The organism is Natranaeroarchaeum sulfidigenes (assembly GCF_017094485.1).
Taxonomy (GTDB): Archaea; Halobacteriota; Halobacteria; order Halobacteriales; family Natronoarchaeaceae; genus Natranaeroarchaeum; species Natranaeroarchaeum sulfidigenes.
Genome location: NZ_CP064786.1, coordinates 1907840 through 1924350 on the forward strand (window position 1 = coordinate 1907840; position 16511 = coordinate 1924350).

16 protein-coding genes are annotated in these 16511 nt (G+C 60.8%); 13 read left to right on the forward strand and 3 right to left on the reverse strand.

The genetic code is table 11. From position 1 onward, the window contains the following. The first annotated feature begins 307 nt into the window (after window positions 1–307). The 5 genes from AArcS_RS09860 to AArcS_RS09880 all read left to right on the forward strand — a co-directional run bounded on the left by AArcS_RS09860 (window position 308) and on the right by AArcS_RS09880 (window position 5428). Complete coding sequence (locus tag AArcS_RS09860; protein ID WP_238477247.1) at window positions 308–2203, forward strand: 2-oxoacid:acceptor oxidoreductase subunit alpha; 1896 nt, start codon at window positions 308–310, stop codon at window positions 2201–2203. A gap of 16 nt (window positions 2204–2219) precedes the next feature. Continuing rightward, on the forward strand, window positions 2220–3161 hold the full coding sequence (locus AArcS_RS09865) for a thiamine pyrophosphate-dependent enzyme (RefSeq protein ID WP_238477248.1): 942 nt from the start codon (window positions 2220–2222) through the stop codon (window positions 3159–3161). Between the two features lie 108 nt (window positions 3162–3269). Further along, a complete protein-coding gene (gene lrpA1 / locus AArcS_RS09870) occupies window positions 3270–3698 on the forward strand; it encodes an HTH-type transcriptional regulator LrpA1 (RefSeq protein WP_238477249.1) in 429 nt (142 codons plus the stop codon). Window positions 3699–3771: 73 nt separating this feature from the next. Further along, window positions 3772–4275, forward strand: coding sequence for an SRPBCC family protein (locus AArcS_RS09875; protein WP_238477250.1), 504 nt, complete (start codon window positions 3772–3774; stop codon window positions 4273–4275). Between the two features lie 211 nt (window positions 4276–4486). Further along, on the forward strand, window positions 4487–5428 hold the full coding sequence (locus tag AArcS_RS09880; protein ID WP_238479998.1) for a DMT family transporter: 942 nt from the start codon (window positions 4487–4489) through the stop codon (window positions 5426–5428). Window position 5429: 1 nt separating this feature from the next. Here the strand turns inward: AArcS_RS09880 and queC are convergent, their stop codons facing one another. Together queC and AArcS_RS09890 are read right to left on the reverse strand one after the other, a co-directional pair. After that, window positions 5430–6158: a 7-cyano-7-deazaguanine synthase QueC gene (queC, locus tag AArcS_RS09885; RefSeq protein ID WP_238477251.1), complete on the reverse strand. Its 729-nt coding sequence runs from the start codon at window positions 6156–6158 to the stop codon at window positions 5430–5432. 70 nt (window positions 6159–6228) lie between these two features. Continuing rightward, window positions 6229–6588, reverse strand: coding sequence for an ArsR/SmtB family transcription factor (locus AArcS_RS09890; protein WP_238477252.1), 360 nt, complete (start codon window positions 6586–6588; stop codon window positions 6229–6231). Between the two features lie 110 nt (window positions 6589–6698). Here AArcS_RS09890 and AArcS_RS09895 point away from each other — a divergent pair, with 110 nt between their 5' ends. The 8 genes from AArcS_RS09895 (at window position 6699) to AArcS_RS09930 (ending at window position 15497) form a co-directional block, all read left to right on the forward strand. Further along, window positions 6699–7262: a chemotaxis protein CheW gene (locus tag AArcS_RS09895; RefSeq protein ID WP_238477253.1), complete on the forward strand. Its 564-nt coding sequence runs from the start codon at window positions 6699–6701 to the stop codon at window positions 7260–7262. Window positions 7263–7457: 195 nt separating this feature from the next. Further along, window positions 7458–7820: a chemotaxis protein CheY gene (cheY, locus tag AArcS_RS09900; protein WP_238477254.1), complete on the forward strand. Its 363-nt coding sequence runs from the start codon at window positions 7458–7460 to the stop codon at window positions 7818–7820. Then, complete coding sequence (locus AArcS_RS09905; RefSeq protein WP_238477255.1) at window positions 7817–8971, forward strand: protein-glutamate methylesterase/protein-glutamine glutaminase; 1155 nt, start codon at window positions 7817–7819, stop codon at window positions 8969–8971. Before cheY ends, AArcS_RS09905 begins: the two co-directional genes overlap by 4 nt. Beyond that, on the forward strand, window positions 8964–12275 hold the full coding sequence (locus tag AArcS_RS09910; protein WP_238477256.1) for a chemotaxis protein CheA: 3312 nt from the start codon (window positions 8964–8966) through the stop codon (window positions 12273–12275). The genes AArcS_RS09905 and AArcS_RS09910 overlap by 8 nt, the downstream gene beginning before the upstream one ends. A gap of 15 nt (window positions 12276–12290) precedes the next feature. After that, a complete protein-coding gene (locus tag AArcS_RS09915) occupies window positions 12291–12896 on the forward strand; it encodes a chemotaxis protein CheC (protein WP_238477257.1) in 606 nt (201 codons plus the stop codon). A 5-nt stretch (window positions 12897–12901) separates the two neighbouring features. Beyond that, entirely contained in the window at window positions 12902–14170 is a 1269-nt protein-coding gene (locus AArcS_RS09920; protein WP_238477258.1) for a chemotaxis protein CheC, read from the forward strand. Then, on the forward strand, window positions 14167–14691 hold the full coding sequence (locus AArcS_RS09925) for a chemotaxis protein CheD (protein WP_238477259.1): 525 nt from the start codon (window positions 14167–14169) through the stop codon (window positions 14689–14691). Before AArcS_RS09920 ends, AArcS_RS09925 begins: the two co-directional genes overlap by 4 nt. Further along, a complete protein-coding gene (locus AArcS_RS09930; protein WP_238477260.1) occupies window positions 14688–15497 on the forward strand; it encodes a CheR family methyltransferase in 810 nt (269 codons plus the stop codon). The genes AArcS_RS09925 and AArcS_RS09930 overlap by 4 nt, the downstream gene beginning before the upstream one ends. On the opposite strand, the gene AArcS_RS09935 is transcribed toward AArcS_RS09930, so the two are convergent. Beyond that, entirely contained in the window at window positions 15485–16468 is a 984-nt protein-coding gene (locus tag AArcS_RS09935; protein WP_238477261.1) for an asparaginase, read from the reverse strand. The genes AArcS_RS09930 and AArcS_RS09935 overlap by 13 nt on opposite strands. Window positions 16469–16511 lie beyond the last annotated feature (43 nt).

Below are 16511 nucleotides of genomic sequence, written 5' to 3' on the forward strand. Positions count from 1 at the left end.
GTAGATTGAAACCCCGACTTCCTTGGTAGATCAGACGATGGCCGGGGGAGGGGCCATCGGAGCGAGTAGTAGCCTTTAGCAAAGAATCGAATAGCTGTCCGAGGAGCTAGTGCATACCAGATCGTTCGAGCCGGCTCGGATCCAGTCGGGCACCCCTCTCGCCCAATCGAGTATGGACAATTATTAAGAAAATAGGTGTTTAAGGAAATCTTCATAATAGTTTCTTGGCAAAGGATAGCAAAGGCTTTAGTTCGGGTCACACCAAACTTTCAGATACTGCTGGCCCACGCTGGGCCGGGAATAAATTATGACTGATGACGAACTCATCTGGCGAATCGCAGGAGGTTCCGGTGACGGAATCGACTCGACGAGTCAGAACTTCGCAAAGGCCCTGATGCGGTCGGGGCTGAACGTATTCACGCATCGACATTACCCGTCGCGGATCCGTGGTGGCCACACGTACGTGGAGATTCGCGCAACAGAAGACGATGTCAAATCACGTGGGGACGGCTATAATTTCCTGCTTGCCCTTGGTGACTCCTTCGCCCGGAATCCGAAGGAGAACGCCTACTACGGCGAGGAGGAGATCAAGCCCCTCTATGAAAACCTCGATGAACTCCGCGAAGGCGGAATTATCGTCTACGACTCGGGAATGCTCGACACGGACGACATCCCGAACTTCGACGAGCGCGTCGAGGAGAACGACTGGCACGTCTTCGATATCAACCTCCGTGAGATCGCCAAAGAGCACGGCCGCGAGATCATGCGTAACACCGCCGGTGTCGGTGTTACCGCGGCGCTGCTCGACATGGAACTCGACGAGATCGAGAACCTCATGGAGGACGCCATGGGCGGCGATATGCTCGAAGCCAACCTGAACGTGCTCCACGACGCCTACGAGATGACCAACGAGGAGTACGAGTTCGAGCACGACCTTACGGTCCCGACGGGCGAGCACGACGAAGAGCAGGTACTCGTCTCCGGCTCGAACGGTGTCGCGTACGGGGCCCTCGACGCTGGTTGTCGCTTCATTGCGGGCTATCCGATGACGCCATGGACGGACGTCTTCGCGATCATGTCCCAGAACCTGCCCGAGTTCGGCGGCATCGCCGAGCAGGTCGAGGACGAGATCGCGGCGGCGGCGCTCGCAGTCGGTGCGAGCCACGCGGGCGTCAAAGCGATGTCCGGCTCCTCCGGCGGTGGCTTCGCGTTGATGGGCGAGCCACTCGGTCTCGCGGAGATGACAGAGACGCCGATCGTGCTGATCGAAGCGATGCGAGCAGGCCCCTCGACGGGTCTACCGACCAAACCCGAACAGGGCGACCTCGAATCGATCCTGTACTCCAGTCAGGGTGACTCCAACCGTGTCGTCTTCGCACCGGCGGATCCCGCCGAGGCGTACGACCAGACGCGGATGGCGTTCAAACTGGCCTACGATTACCAGATTCCGGCCATCGTCATCATCGACCAGAAGCTCTCCGGGGAGAACCGCAACGTACCCAAGAGCTTCTTTGACCGACCCGTCGATGCCGACCCCGGCAGCGTCCTCACCGAGGAAGAACTCGCTGAGGCGCCACACGACGAGTCCGGCAAGTTCGAGCGGTTCATCCACGAGACTGACAACGGCGTCGCGCCGCGCTCGCTCCCCGGACAGAAGGATGGACGCTATCTGGCAACCGGTAACGAGCACAACAAGGCTGGTCACATCGACGAAGATCCGGACAATCGCGTGGCACAGATGAGCCGACGCATGGAAAAACTCGTCTCGATCCGCGAGGAACTCGACGAAGAGCACGAGTCCCAGCAGTCCTATCGCGGTCCGGAGGACGCGGAGTACGGTCTCATCACCTGGGGGTCCCAGCAGGGGACCGTCGAGGAAGCGGTCGATCGACTCAACGAAAGAGGCGTCTCCGTCAAGTCGATCGGCGTCAGCGATCTGATGCCGTACCCCGAACAGGAGATGACCGAGTTCCTCGAAAGCGTCGAGGAAGCCATGATCGTCGAGATGAACGCCACCGCACAGTTCCGCGGGCTCACCCAGAAGGAGCTCGGCCAGTTCGGCGAGAAACTGACCAGCTTCCTCAAGTACGACGGGAACCCGTTCGAGCCCGAGGAGGTCGTCGAGGCCTTCGAAGCACAGATCAACGGCGCGGACGAATCGCCGGTAACCCGAACCGAGATTCGCCCTGCCGCGGGGGACTAATCGAGGAGATTCACACATGAGTGCATTCAACGCAATCGGTGAAGAACGCGATATCGACCGAGACGAGTACACACCCGGCATTGAGCCACAGCCGACGTGGTGTCCTGGCTGTGGTGACTTCGGCGTCCTCAAGGCGCTGAAACAGGCGCTTCCGGAAGTCGGCCGAACGCCCGAGGAGACGCTACTCTGTACAGGAATCGGCTGTTCCGGTAAACTGAACAGCTATCTGGACACGTACGGCTTCCACACGATCCACGGCCGATCGCTCCCGGTCGCCCGTGCGGCAAAGCTGGCGAACCCCGGCCTCGAAGTTATCGCCGCCGGCGGTGACGGCGACGGCTACGGTATCGGCGGGAACCACTTCATGCATACGGCCCGGGAGAACCACGATATGACGTATATCGTGTTCAATAACGAGATCTTCGGACTGACGAAGGGACAGACGTCCCCGACCAGCCCCAAGGGCCACAAGTCCAAGACCCAGCCTTCGGGCAGCGCGAAGACGCCGATCCGACCGCTCAGCCTCTCGCTGACATCGGGGGCGTCCTACGTCGCCCGAACGGCCGCGGTCAACCCGAACCAGGCCAAGGAGATCCTTATCGAGGCCATCGAGCACGACGGCTTTGCCCACGTGGACTTCCTGACTCAGTGTCCGACCTGGAACAAGGACGCCAAGCAGTACGTCCCATACGTCGACATCCAGGACAGCGACGACTACGACTTCGACGTCACGGATCGCCGCGAGGCGAGCGAGATGATGTACGAAGCCGAGGACGCCCTCCACGAGGGAACCGTCCTCACCGGACGCTTCTACGTCGACGAGGACCGACCGTCCTACCAGGAAGAAAAGAAGGCAATCGGCGAAATGCCCGAGGAACCGCTTGCAGAGCGGTACTTCGCCGACGACTACGACTGGGACCAGAAGCGCTCCTACGACCTGCTCGACCGACACGTCTGAGCGGGTAGCCGACGTCGTATTTCTTCTTGGAAACGCGGTAGCTATTGTCCGATAATCGAGATTAACTGATTCAAAAGATATTTTCCCTCTGCCGCAAAATTAGTATGTATGAGTAGCGAATCGACGGCAAATCGCATTCTCTCTGTTCTCGAAGAGGACGCCAAAGCGTCCTACGCGGAGATCGCGGAGCGGGCGGACGTCTCGAAGCCCACCGTCCGCAAGTACATCGAACAGCTCGAAGAGGACGGCGTCATTATCGGATACTCCGCCGACGTAGACCCCAAAAAGCTAGCGAGCAAGTCCATCGCGCTCGTCGGCCTCGATGTTGCCAGCGATGAGTACGTCAAGGCGACCCGGGAGATCAAAGAGCTCGAGGAGGTCGAATCACTGTACAGCTCGAGCGGCGACCATATGCTGATGGCGGAGGTACGGGCAGCCGACGGCGACGACCTCGCGGAAATCATCAGCGACAAACTGGTCGAGATCGATGGAGTCACCGCAGCGCATCCGTCCTTCCTGCAGGAGCGATTGAAATAGGGAACAGGTCACTGGCTTCGAGGATTACTGTGTCGACCACGGCTGTTTTGCCGTCGGACGCCAAACCATGGGTATGGCAGAGTATCGACGTGCGACGCGGATCCACGCCCCCCTCGAAGATGTCTGGGAGTTTCACTCGACCGAACAGGGCCTCGAAGCGCTGACCCCCGACTGGATGGGCCTTGAGGTCGAGTCCGTGATCGGACCGGACGGCGAGCCTGATCCCACCGTGCTCGAAGCGGGCTCGAAACTCCAGATGTCGGTCCGACCGTTCGGTGTCGGGCCGCGCCAGTCGTGGACCTCGGTAATCACCGAACGCGAGGAGCGAGACGGCGTCGCGTGGTTCACCGACGTGATGGAAGACGGACCCTTCTCGGCGTGGGAGCACACTCACTCGTTTTACGCCGACGGAGAGACGACGCTGCTCCGCGACCGGGTCGAGTACGAACTCCCCTTCGGCGCGCTGGGCCGGGCCGTCGCACCGCTCTCGGGGATCGGGTTCGCGCCGATGTTTCGTAAACGCCATCAGGTAACAACGGAGCTACTGGAGAGCGGTAGCTGGCGGCGGCAGCGGTAGGCGAGCCAACTGTCGTCTGAAACCACCGACGCTACAATTTTCGAACCGTTTTACTACAATAATTATAGTATTGGCCAATCATCGCTGAAGCCGATACTGAGACGGTTCCTCGAAGGGAACAGTCGGAGCCGAAATCGGTAAGCCACTCGACACCACCACTTCGAGCGTGTCACGGAGCCTGCGGGAATGGGGAAACGAGCACGTCTCGCCGATGTTAGCACTCGCCGGTGCCGTGGTCGCGATGAGTACCGCGTCGATCCTGATCCGCTGGAGCGCCGCGCCGTCAAGCGTCGTCGCGTTCTATCGCGTCCTGTTCACGCTCGCGCTCGTCGTCCCATTCGTGCTCGGCGAGCGCCGCTCGGAGTTCAGAACGCTGTCCCGACGCGACCTGCTGTCGGCGACAGCGGCCGGGATCGCGCTTGGAATCCACTTTGCCGCGTGGTTCGAGAGCCTGGCGTGGACGAGCGTCGCCGCCTCGGTTACGCTCGTCCAGACCCAGCCCGTCTTCGTCGCGATCGGTGCGTATCTCCTGCTTGACGAGCGGATCGACCGGCGGATCGTCGGCGGTATCGTCCTGACGGTCTGTGGTGCTGCCGCGATGACGCTCGCTGATCCCGGCGCGGCGATCGCGGTCGAGGGCGACGCCCGATTCGGAAACACGCTCGCGCTCGTCGGTGCCGTTGCCGCCGGTGCGTACGTCCTTGCCGGGCGCTCGATCCGCCAGCGTGTGTCGGTGTTCCCCTACGTGACGGTCGTCTACGCGAGCTGTGCGCTCACGCTCCTTGCGGTCGTCGGGGCGCAGGACGCTGCACTACTGGGCTATCCGCCGCGTGAGTGGGTGCTTTTCGTTGCGCTCGCAGCCGGTCCGGGACTGCTGGGCCATACGGTGATCAACTGGGCGCTCGAACACGTTCGTTCGACCGTCGTCGGTATCACGATGCTCGGCGAGCCGGTCGGGGCCACGATCCTGGCGGTTCTCCTGCTCGCCGAGGTTCCGGGAACGGGAACTGTCCTTGGCGGAGTGATTGTCCTCGGCGGGATCTACCTAGCGAGCACGTCCCGGAGCAGTGGCGGCGACCGAGAAGAGGGCAGTGGCGGCGACCGCGAGGAAGGAAGTAATCGCGACAGCGACGTAGCGGCGAAAATCGACTGACCTACTCCGCGTACTCCGGTCGCTGTTCGTACTCGATGGGGTCGCGGACCCCAATCCGCTGGAACGCTTCGAGCCTGAACTTACAGGCATCGCAGGTGCCACAGGCAGGGGTGTTCTCCCGGTAACAGCTCCACGTGTGTTCGTAGGGGACGTCGAGTTCGACGCCGCGTTCGGCGATATCGGTCTTGGACCACTCGACGAACGGCGCTTCGATCGAGAGATCGGTGTCGGGTTTCGTCCCGGTCTCGACGACTGACTGGAATGCCTCGAAAAAGGCCGGGCGACAGTCCGGATATCCGGAGAAGTCCTCGCTATGTGCGCCGATAAACACGGCTTCACACTCGTTCGCCTCGGCGTAAGACACCGCCATCGAGAGCAAGTTCGCGTTCCGGAACGGGACGTACGTGTCGGGGATCTCGTCGTCGGGAGTGTCACCGGCGTCCTCGACATCGAGACCTTCGTCCGTCAAACTCGATGCGCCGATACGTTCGAGGTGGCTGGTTTCGACAGCGAGGAAGCCGGCGGCATCGATATCGTCTGCGAGCCGACGAGCGCACTCCAGTTCACGGTCTTCGGTCCGCTGGCCGTAAGAGGTGTGCAACAGGAACAGTTTGTAGCCCTGCTCGCGCGCCTCGTACGCAGCAGTTGCGCTGTCCATACCGCCGGAGGCCAGGACGACGGCTCCGGGGGGCGATTTGTCGGGGACGGTCGATTCGGATTGGTCGGTCATGATCAGGTTTCAGGGGCGTCGTTCCAGCGGTCGCCGTGAATTACGGGGGTAAAATAAAAACCGTCTTCGATCACTCATCTAGCTGGTCCTGCAGCTGGTTTTTCGCCTCTGAGCGTTTTTTGGACTCGATGCTCGGGGCCTGACCGGTAAAATCGAACGTTACGGTATCGACCGTCCGCCGGTACACGTTGGTGCGTCGACCTTCTTCCGAGAGCTGTCGCCCCTCGCAACGAAGCAACCCGGCGTCTTCGAGTTCTTCGATCCGGCGGTAGCAGGTTGCGATCGGGATCTCGATCCGGTCGCTCAACTCCTGTGCAGAGGTCGGCGTCCGTGTCTCGTTCAGTATCTCCGCGCTGTACTTCCCACCGAGTGCCGAAAGGAGTGTCTCCGTCGGAACTGAAGATCCGTCGACTGTCTCCGTTGAGAGCATATTCTGAACAGTATCTCGTTATCAGATTTGAAGCTTGTGGCACGTACGGGCAGTCAACGGGTAACCGTGGTCAATGTTTTTGTTGCTCCGGTGTAGATATCGGGTAAGGAATGTCGACGGAACTGCCGGATAAGCTACTGAATATCGATGGACAGGGGACTGACGACCGGGACCCCGATCCTGACGGCGACGACGAGGAAACAGAAGAACGGGAGCGCTTCGTCGTCTTCCGCATCGGAGATACGGAGTACGGACTGGAAGTCGATCAGGTGCTCAGCGTTGTCGAAGAGACCGAATACACACGACTCCCCCGGAGCTCGGACGCGATCGAAGGGCTGATGGATCTCCGTGGGGCAATCACGGCGGTGATCGATCCCCAGAGCTACCTCGGGACCAGTCGCCACGACGATTCGCCCGATGAGCAGCGGGTCGTCGTCCTGGACAGACCGGCCGATCAGCAGGATATTGGTCTCAAAGTCGACGAGGTGCTCGGCGTCGAGTCCGTCCCCGTGAGCAGCATCTTCCACAAACCGTCACCAAAGCAGGATATCGACCCGAGCGCCCTCTCTCACGCCCTGGTCCGTGCGGTTGTCAGACCGGAGGACGAAAACAGTGACAGACAGGTCTCAGTGATCGATCTCGGCGGACTGGTGCAGGCGGCCGGGAACGCCTGATCCGGTCCGTCAGGCCTCCCGAACAGACACACTCACCCCCTCGCGTATACCGACTCCAATCTCTGTCCTTGCGACCGTATGTCACCGGTAACGTTCCCGAACATGGCCCGACGAGACTGTGAATATCAGATATGATAATATAAGAACAGCATTTATGTTGGTAGTTCGCCAAGCCGTGCGTGGTGTATTAACTGAATGTCGACAGGGGTGCTCATCGTGGACGACTCTCATTTTATGCGGAATCTACTCAGACAGATTCTGGAAGAAGACTACGACATAGTGGGAGAGGCGTCCAACGGTGCTGAAGCGGTCAAGTTGTACAAAGAACAGGAGCCGGACATCGTGATGATGGATATCGTGATGCCCAAATGTAACGGGATCAAGGCTACCGCGGCGATCAAGAAGCTCGATCCCGACTCCCGCGTTATCATGTGTACGAGCGTGGGACAGCGCGAGAAGATGAAACTGGCCGTCAAAGCCGGTGCGGACGGCTATGTGACGAAACCGTTCGAGGAACCGAGCGTCAGAAAGGCGCTCAGGGACGTTATTCCGGCATGACGAGCGTGCTCGTTGTCGATGACTCGCAGTTCATGCGGACAGTCATCGGCAACATCCTCGCCGATCACGGCTACGAGGTATACCGTGCGAGTAACGGCGAGCGGGCGATTGAGGCCGTCCGAGAGCACAGTCCGGATATCGTGACAATGGACGTCCAGATGCCGGAAATGGACGGGATCGAGGCCGTCGAACGTATCATGTCCGAGTATCCGACCCGCATACTAATGCTCAGTGCGCATACCGAGGATGGTGCTGATGCGACGCTTCGCGCTCTCGCATCCGGCGCGATCGATTTCCTGGAAAAACCTGGCGGGGAAGTCTCGACGGATATCGCCGGACTCGAGGATCGGCTGATCGAGGCGATCACCGCTGTCGAAGATGCCGATGTCGCTTCGCTGGCACGCTCACGAACGGCCGCATCGGCACGACGTGTCGCTGCTGGTGTACGGACCTCGACGGGAGCGTCCTCGCGATCTGTGAATCCCGCCAGTATGCGGGACGACCGGAGAGACAGCACGTGGAGCGATGTCACCGCCGATGAGGATCGGACGTATATGGAGCACCCCACGATCGTCATCGGGGCGTCGACCGGCGGGCCGAAAGTCATCGAGCGACTGCTCTGTTCGTTGCCGCTCGATCTGGACGCCCGAGTACTTGTTGTCCAGCACATGCCTCCCGAGTTCACGGCTCGACTCGCCAAGCGCCTCGACGAGCTCTGTTCGTACCATGTGAAAGAAGCGGAAGACGGCGACAGGATTTCAGGCGGGGAGGTGCTGGTCGCCCACGGTGACCGGCACATGGTTGTTGCCCACTCGGTTGCCGGGCGATCGAAAGTGCGGCTTACTGACGACGATCCCGTCAACGGTGTCAGACCGTCGATCGATGTTACGATGGAATCGGTCGCGGAGACCGTCGAACAGCCGGTTGTCGGCATCGCACTTACGGGGATGGGGAAAGACGGCGCGGCAGGTATCCGCGCGATCAAAGACGCCGGCGGGACGACGATCGCACAGGATGAGGCGACGAGTCCCGTGTTCGGTATCCCCAGACAGGCGATTGCGACTGGTGCGGTCGACCACGTGCTTCCTGCAGCGGGGATTACGGATGGCGTGCTCGATCAGCTATCGACGGAGGTGACAACTCATGGATGAGTACGTACGGGAGTTCGTACAGGAAAGCGAGGAAGGGATCACGGAGTTGAACAACGCATTGCTCACGCTGGAGCAAAACCCTGACGACGACGAGGCGATGGATCTGATCTTCCGTACCGCACACACCCTCAAGGGCAACTCCGGTGCGATGGGGTTCGATCGTGCGGAAGCGCTCGCGCACGCGCTCGAAGACCTGCTCGATGCCGTTCGGCGCGGCGAGGTCGAGGTATCGGCCCAGCTGATGGACCGGTTCTTCGATGCTGTCGATCAGCTAGAGGCGATGATCGAGGAGATCCCCGAACACGGCTCACCGCAAACGGACCCCGACGAAACGATCGAGATGCTTCGCGAGGAGCTCGAAGCGGCCGAAGCTATCTCAACGCCGACGGATGCGGAGATCGACGAGTTACTGGCTTCGGCTGACGAGCCAGCGGACGATCGTCACAACCGGTTTCACGTCCGGCTGAACGTGGCCGAGGAACGGGAACAACACGGGATGCTCGTCGTCGAGGCGCTCGAGGACGCGTTCGATCTCCTCGGGACCTCCCCACCGGAATCGGAGATCAGCGAGGGTGAGTACGGCGGCAACTTCGACGCCGTGTTCGCGAGCGCTGTCGGAGAGGAGTCGATCGCGGCCGCACTCGATCCCGTCGATGCTGTCGAGGAGGCACTCATCGAGGAGGTGACCGACAGGGAAGTCTCGACTCCAACCGACGAAGATGGTGGGACGACAGATGTCGAAGTGGAATCGGGACAGGACCCCGAGGAGATGGAAGTCGACGAACTGCTCGACGAGTTCAGCGAGTACGACGATCTGGACGAAATGGTCGAGCAGGTCGACGATGTGGAAGGATTCGACGATCTCGGCGACGCAGGATCGTTCGACGATATCGAGGTCGGAGACATCGACCCCGTCGACGAGGAGACAGTCGAAACAGCAGAAGCGGACGACGACGCCGTCGAGGCAGGCGCTGAACTGGCTGATGACGACGAGATCGAGGATGCCTCGGATACGTTCAAACAGCTACAACAGGAAGTCGATCCGGTCGGCTTCGACGAGCTACAGGCCGAACTCGACGAACTGGAATTCGAGGAACTCGACGACGACGACGAGGTCGGCTTCGACGAACTGCTCGAAGAGGACGAACTCGGCGGTGACGATCCGTTCGCTTCCGGTGAGTTCACCGATGACGACCCGTTTGGCGCTGGCGACGAGGGCGAGGAACCCGGTGTCGACGAACTGCTCGACGAGGCTGAGGAAGGCGAACCGGATAACTCAGACGTCGAAGCTGGTGAGGCCGAACGAGACGTCATCACTCCCGACGAGCCGGATATCGAATCCGATGAGCCGACTACCGCCCCTGCTGTCGAAGCGGACGACGAAGAAACGGGGACCGCCGATACGACCGCCAGCACAGAGCCGGCTCCCGAGGCCGAGGACCTAGACTTCCCTGCCGGGAACGACGATCTGTTCGGAGACGACGCGATCGAAGACGTTCCCGCGGGAGAATCTCCGGGAACCCTCGATCTGGATGACGCGGAAATCCATGACGTCGACGACGCCGATGAGAGTCCGGAGCTCGATCTCGAAGATCCCTTTGCCGATTCGGAGTCGACCGACGAGTTAGACGTGGATACCGCCACTGCTGAGGACGGTGAGAGCCTCGAGGACACTGATGACGCCCCGAACGAATCATCGATCAGCGAAGCGGGCGCATTCTCCGACATCGACTTCGGCGATCCTGCGGACCCCGAAGCTGAGCCGGGAGAACTCGATGATGGCGGATTCGGCTCGGCGGACGAACTGGACCTGTCGATGGATCTCGAAGCGGGGGGTGATGAGAGCGAGAGTCCCGAAGGGAGTGTATCGGGCGGAGATACCGACTCGACGCCTGAAGCAGATGCAGACTCGACGCTCGCGGACACTGATTCCGACGAGACGTTCGAAACGCATCCCGACGAGACGCTCGAAGACACCGATCCCAGCGGTACGCTCCATGAACCTGCTCCCGGAGCGACCGGCGGGAACGTGAGACCGGACGACGAGCCGTCCGATGAGGCCGTCGAGGCGTCGGTCGAATCGGTGAATCTAGAGTCGGGAACGGAGACACCGGACGTCGATAACGAGCGCCCGTCAGCCGCAGCCGGAACGGGTGTGGATACGGAGACGATCCAGTCCATTCGGGTCGATACTGAGCAGATCGATCAGCTGATGAGTCTCGTCGAGGGGCTCGTCTCGACTCGCGCGCGCTTGCGCCGGGCGGTCGAGGCTGACGAGCCACGGCGGGTCATCGACAACGAGGTCGACGAACTCGACGCGCTCACCGCCGAACTGCAGGATACGGTGATGGACGTTCGCCTCGTCCCCCTGCGAAACGTCGTCAACAAGCTCCCACGGCTGGTGCGGGATATCTCCCGCGATCAGGACAAAAAGGTAACCCTCGACATGGACGGCGAAGACGTCGAGGTCGATCGGTCGATCCTCGATGAGATCGGCGATCCACTGATGCATCTGGTCCGGAACGCGATCGACCACGGGATCGAACCGCCGGAAGAACGTGAGGAAGCCGGGAAAGACCCCAGCGGGTCGATCGAACTTCGAGCACATCGAGAGCGCGACACTGTCGTCATCGAAGTCGAGGACGACGGGCGCGGGATCGATGTCGACGACCTCGGTGATGCTGCAGTCGCGGAGGGGATCGTCGAGCGCGACGAACTGCTGACCATGGACGACGAAGCGGTCTACGAACTCGTCTTCCACCCGGGCTTCTCGACGAGCGAGGAGGTAACCGACGTCAGCGGTCGTGGCGTCGGGATGGACGTCGTCGCCCGGACGGTCGACGAGCTCGATGGCTCCGTCGACATCGAAAGCGAGACGGGCGAGGGGACGACAGTCCGAATCGAGGTTCCGATCTCCTTGGCGATCGCCGACGTGCTGTTCGTCGAATCCGGCGGGGAAGAGTACGGCATCCCCACCCGGGTCGTCAGCGAGATCGGACCGTCGGGTGCGATCACCGTCGAGGACGGCCGTGAGGTCGTCGACCGGGGCGAGTCGTCTGTTCCCCTGATCCGTCTGGACGAGGCGCTCGACACGCCCGAGCGCGGGCAAAACGGTGACGGGATGTTGGTACAGGTACGCGACGATGTTCGTCCAGTTGCGGTTCACTGTGACCGCGTCCGTGGACAACAGGAAGTCGTTGTCAAACCGTTCGAGGGGTTCATCGGCAACATCCCTGGGCTCAGCGGGGCAACCGTGCTCGGGGAAGGTGACGTGGTGAACATTCTCGACATCGAGACGCTATGAGATACAGGTGATACTATGAGTCTAATGGTCGACATTCGGAAGTTGAGCTTCATTAACGAGATGGCGAAGGTCGGTACCAATGGGGTGGCCGACAACATGGGCAAGCTGACGGGCGAGGACGCCAAGATGGAGGTGACGAAAACCAACTTCATCGACGTCGAGGATCTCACCGCCCAGCTCGACGACGGCAAGCGTGTCGGGGTTCGGGTTCGGCTTATGGAGCCGCCCCACGGACACATCCTCATTCTTTTCCCCGAAGAGAGCGCAAAGAAGATCACGGCGCTCATGCTGAACGATATGGTGGACGATATGTCCTCGGTGTCGGGCGAGATGGCCCGGAGCGCTGTCGAGGAGCTTGGCAATATGATGGCGAGTGGCTTCATCGACGGCTGGGCCGACGTACTCGGCACAACGATCGATATCGCGACGCCTCAGCTGGTGTACGCGCCAGCAGCCGAGATCGTCGGCCGGACGGCGAGCCTCGGCGAGGAGGACCTCGCACTGTTCTTCGACTCCAGTCTCAACGTCCCAAGCTACGAGATCGAAGCCGAGATCTACGCCTTCCCTGACCTCCAGGAGTTCGTCGAGATGGTCAACAGCATCGAAACCACCTACGAGTAATCCATATGAAACTCGATGTCACTGCACTCGGAACGTTCTATCAGATGGCCCAAGAGGGGGCCGGTCTCGCGGCAGGTCGGCTCACACGGATGACCGACGTCGACACGCGCGTCGGCGTGACGAAATTGAACTTCATGCGCGGATCGGATATTCGCGCGGAACTCGGAGACGACGTTCGGAAAGTCGGGATTCGGGTCGAACTGACTGGCGCCCTTGACGGTCACGCTGTACTGGTCTTCGACTGGGAAAGCGCAACGCATCTCGTCCGGACGTTACAGCCATCTGTCGACCCGGAGGAGACGCTTCCCGACAGCCCAGACGAGGAGTTCGACGAGATGAACAGGAGCGCGATCACCGAGGTCGGACAGATAATGCACAGCGGCTTTATCGATGGCTGGGCGGACGTCCTCGGTACTGCGATCGACGTTTCGACGCCCGAATACGTCGACGGGGACTCCGCGGAGCCGTTCCTCGCAGGGGTCGATACGGCACCCGGCGCGGACGACCTGGCACTGCTCTTCCAGAGCCAGATCGAAGCGATCGACACCGAGATCCAGTTTCGGTACTACCTCTTCCCCGATCACGACTCGATGGAGGAGGTCCTGACCCAGCAGGGTGTATCGAGCGACGACGGGATCGAATACGACAAGCTGGCCGGGTTCGACCGCCTCGCACAGCGCGGTGCGGACGAGGTCGCCTCGAACGTCACCACGATGACCGGGATCGAGACCGACGTGGAAATCCGGCGGCTCAACTTCGTGCCACTGGAGGTGCTTCCCGAAGAGATCAACGACGAGATGCTGATCGGTGTCGCGTTCGAGTTCGACGGGATGCCAAGCGGCTATCTCGTCTTCCTGTTCGATGAATCCTCCGCCCGGGAGATCGTCAACGCAATGCTCCCGATGGCACCGGATGACGAGTTCGACGAGATGGGACAGAGTGCGATCAAAGAGCTCGGAAACATCATGGCCAGTGGCTTCCTTGACGGCTGGGCGAACGTACTCGACACGACGATCGATCACTCCCCGCCGGAGTACACCCACGATATGGGCGCTGCCGTGATCGATCCGGTCGTCATTCAGCTCGGCGAAGAACAGGAGTACGCGTTCGTGTTCGATACCTCCGTACAGGCAGCCGATCGTGAGTTCGACTGTAACATCTACGCGGTGCCCGACGAGTCGGATCTGGAACGGGCGATCAACGACCTGCCGATGGACCGGATCGAAGAAGTACCCACAAAGGCAACCCTCGAAGAGGTCGAGACCGACCAATGAAGACCTACGGAAGTGAACCGGGCGCACCCGAGCCGGATCCAGTCAGAGTTGGCATCTCCGAGTTCGAGGTCAGCGATACCGGTCAGTGTCTCAAGTCCTACGGACTGGGCTCCTGTGTTGCGGTCGCACTGTACGACGACCAGTCGCAGGTCGGTGGGCTTGCACACGTGATGTTGCCAAACGGTGATGAGAACCACGATATGAGCGAGCGAAAACCCGGCAAGTTCGCCGATACAGCCATCCGAGCAATGCTTCGCCAGATGGTCGAAACCGGGGCCAGCTACACTGACGTAGAAGCGAAACTCGCTGGCGGCGGCGACATGTTCGAGTTCGAGAGCTTCGGCGACGGCGTCGGGCAGCGAAACGTCATCGCGGCACAGGAGGAACTCGACAAGCTTGGCGTACCGATTGTCGCCGAGGAAGTCGGCGGGCAGGAGGGCCGAACCGTCGAGTTTGACACTGCAACCGGTATCCTCTCGATCCGGACTGCCGACGGGGAGGGGACAGTTGAGGAACTGTGAGCAGTGAGCACGCGCCGGGTTTTGAGGCACTGACGAGGTTCGTCGAAGAGGAGCTCGATTTCGCGACGAGCCACTACAACGATAGCTACCTGAACCGGCGGTTCTCCTCTCGTCTGCGTCGGACCCGTTCCGATGACTTCGAGGGGTACCTGAAGCTGGTCCGTGAGGACCCAGACGAGCAGGTAGCATTACTTGACGCGCTTTCGATCAATGTCACCGGATTCTTTCGCAATCCGGACGTCTGGGAGGGTATCAGATCGGTGCTTCGGACCCTGAGCGACGAGCAAGAGCGGATTCACGTCTGGAGTACTGCCTGTGCTGATGGACGCGAACCTTACTCGATGGCGATGCTCGGACTCGACGATCCACGAACGGCAGGAGACCAGCTCTCCATTCTCGCGACCGATATCAGCGAGCCGGCGCTCGAAACTGCCCGGGAGGGCGTCTACGAAAGCAGCAAAACGATCGATATCGGCGATCAGCTCACCTTCCTCTCGAACTACCATCGGTACGTCGACCAGTCGGGCGACCGCTTCGAGATCCGTGAGCCGGTGCGGCGCATGGTAACGTTCGAACACCACGATCTGATCAACGACGGCGCGAAATCCGGCTTCGATCTGGTGGTCTGCCGCAACCTCTTCATTTACATCGACAACGGCTACAAGGAGGAGATGCTAGAGACGATCTCCGAATCACTCCGACCCGGTGGCTATCTCGTTATCGGGAAAGCCGAGACGATCCCGCCGGATCTAAAATCCGACTTTACGATTCTCGACGGCCGAATGCGGATCTATCAGAAGTCGTGATCGGATCCTCGAAACACCTCTCGGACATCTTTCTCGTCGTCAAACACCGATAGGGCGAGCCCGAGTTTGATCCGGGCTTTCCATGGGGGGAGACCACCCGCCGGAATGACACCGTGATCGTGAAGCGTGTAACTTCCACCAGAGCCACCGTACTTCGGTGCAACTTCACCCCGGTAGCACCGTGTCGCCAGCGCGATCGTCAGCCCTCGTTCGATAGCCTCGTCGATTGTATCCCCGACCCGACGGGATGTATTGCCGATCCCGCTGGCCGCGAGGACCACGCCATCGACGCCGTCGACGATCGCGTGCCTGAGCAACGTGTCCTCGACATCGAGACCGCTCTGGAGCATCTTCACCGTAGTCGTAAACTCCATTGCCGGGAGCGTGACCGACTCGCTCCGAGGGGATCGACGAAGCGAGATCCCGCTCGAAGTCAGTTCGCCGACCGGGCCTGCCCCGGGCGACGTGTATGCGTCTGGTGCGCTGGCGTGCGATTTCGTCACCCACCGGGCAGCGTGGATACGATCGCCGAAGGCGACGTAGACGCCCCGCTCGAACCGGTCGTCCCCGGCGGTCCGAATCGCAGCTAGCAGATTCGCCGGGCCATCAGCGCTTACGGCATCAGCTGGGCGCTGTGCACCGGTGAAGACGACCGGCACGTCCACATCAAGCACGAGATCCAGATAGTACGCCGATTCTTCCATCGTATCGGTACCGTGGGTAACGACGATGCCGTCGATTCCGTCCGCAGCCGCACGTTCGACGGCTCGTGCGAGGTCGGCGACCTGATCGAAGCCGAGGTGAAAGCTCAACTCGTCGCAGACACGTTCGACCTCGATGTCGGCGTACGCCTCGATATCGCCGACAGCGTCGACGAGGTCGTCGCCGGTCAGCGACGGCGTGGCACCACCGTCTCCCGTGGTCGACGCGATCGTGCCGCCCGTCGCCAGCACACGGATCCGTGGGGTCATACAATGGAATGGCAGCCGACTATGTTAGTCTTTGTCGATCGGT